Raw genomic sequence first — 2,044 nt, 5'->3', positions numbered from 1 at the left:
GAAAGGCGCGAAAAAATTCCTCAGCAGAGCGAATTTGACGAGCGGGCAAAACACATTCTCGCCCCAAGGTCATCTCTAAAACCGGCAATAATATTTTTACCCAGCGACATACCCGGGTTCTATCTAAACCAAAAAGAAGTCCTTGCAAATCATAGTTCGGATAACATTTTAAATACAATAAAATAAAAAGCAGTTTATCTAGTGGGGTTGGGATAAATCCTTTCTGCCCTGCACCCATCTGCCGCTCGTTCTCTAAGTTAAACCTCTTTTTATTCTCAATAGCGTGACAAAAAATGCAAGTCTCTATTCAGCAACTAGTTTAATTTCTGGCCAAACATCAAGCCAGTTTTGCTGTAGGCGACACTCTCTGGCAGATGGAAAAAATCATCATAAAAGATGGCCGCTGAATGACCGATACCTGTTAACAACCAAAGTGGGGTGGCTAATCCTACCGGCACATTATCCACCCGATTGATTTTATCCGGTCTCGTCAGGTCGTTGACCACCACGGTGACTTTCGGTGTCAGCAATAATGCGGTGACGCAAACAAAGGTAAAACCCCAGGCAAAAAGCCCTTTTAGGTCATGGGTTTTTACGTAAGTCATGACGCAGGTTAAAATGCCGAGCGTTTCTGCCAGATAAAGCAACCCACCCCAGGTGCGGTGATTAACCATGGCTGCCACCGCATTCAAGGTTTGGGTCACCATATCGCCGCCACTAATAAACCAGGTATCTAACACCATTTACCCTCCAAACTGATAGTTACTCATCAATCGGGCAGACAAACCCGATGAGAGTTGCTGGCGCAAATAGTGCAAATTGCGCTCAAGCTCCAGCAGATGACTTTGATTAATCCGCATTTTGGTTAAGCGTTGTGCCATTTTCTCGCGCACGGTTTTAAGGCTTTGCTGAAACTGTTTGTTTTCTTCTTCGGTATTCAGGCTCCCTGCGCCGGCTACTTCCACCAAATCAATCAGACCGTCGATATAGCTGACCAACATGTCGCTGGCGATGTATTCGGAAAGCGACGTGACAATCGATTCATCGAGACTGAGTGAGGCACTGTCAATCACGTAGCGCAGGATTTGGACGCGGGTACTGCCAATCAAAGCCGTTTCCTTATCGGTTAACGCCGCATCGGTGGTGGATTTTTTAAACAGGCTTGACAACAACTTTTGGATTTGTGCTATCATGCCATGGCTGGCGGTCACTGTGATTTTGCTCTTTGTCGGTTTGAGGCATTGCGTGACATCATCACAACGATACACCTCCGTTGTGCCACCCTTTAAAATAGCGTCCATGACACTGTCACTTGCGCCTAGCCCTGGTAAAATCGACAATTCTCCCATATTGCCATAAATCACGGTGCCGACCAGCGACATCATGAGTTCCTTTAATTCCCTGTCTGAACTTATAAACTGATTGATTTTCTCAAACGCACTCCAGGTTAAATTGCGATTGCGTGGTATCCGTTTTTTCTCTTCGTCATTGGCGTGGTTAAACACTTTATTGCTTTCATTGCCCACGCCACAGCCCTGGCGGGACGCTGCCCAATCGGCAAAAACGCTATGGTTACCCGCGATATCCTGACAAATATGTTGGGTGTTGGCCTGATTTTTTGGCCACAGTCCCCCGATAATCCCTTGTGCCGCCTGACAGGTAGAGATATTGGTATTGTTAATATCGGTCGCCAGCTTCTGCAGATAATCCTTAACTGCTTTGACTTGCGGCAGCGCGGTTTCTAACGCCAGGTCAAAGGCGTAACCGGCGGCATTACTTAAAATCTGTTTGGCCATCACTTTTATCTGGTCGGAATTAATAAAACTAAATGACCCCAGATAGGCATCAATACCGCCACAACCGGATTTTACTTCGGGTAACGTCACTGAGATAAGCTGAATTTGTCGTACGGGATTACGCAGAAACAGTGACCCACCCGTGAGATAACCGGCTGCCTGTCCCTGCCACGCCGCTGCTTGCGTGACATTTGCGCCACTGCCGCTATTGAGCTCCTGAAAAAATTTGTTTAAATCTTCATTGATAC

At 46.6% G+C, this 2,044-nt stretch carries 3 protein-coding genes; all 3 read right to left on the bottom strand.

The features are described 5' to 3' along the window. Nucleotides 1-238 (bottom strand): transposase family protein (locus tag CBG25_RS07725; protein ID WP_290605826.1); only part of this gene is annotated, 238 nt, incomplete at its 3' end. A 76-nt stretch (nucleotides 239-314) separates the two neighbouring features. Next, on the bottom strand, nucleotides 315-743 hold the full coding sequence (locus CBG25_RS07720; RefSeq protein WP_290605825.1) for a conjugal transfer protein TraG N-terminal domain-containing protein: 429 nt from the start codon (nucleotides 741-743) through the stop codon (nucleotides 315-317). Continuing rightward, on the bottom strand, nucleotides 744-2,044 hold a 1,301-nt coding region (locus CBG25_RS07715; protein WP_290605824.1), incomplete at its 5' end, for a conjugal transfer protein TraH.

It is taken from the genome of Arsenophonus sp. ENCA (assembly GCF_002287155.1).
GTDB lineage: Bacteria > Pseudomonadota > Gammaproteobacteria > Enterobacterales > Enterobacteriaceae > Arsenophonus > Arsenophonus nilaparvatae.
This window is presented reverse-complemented; position numbering and strand designations above follow the sequence as displayed.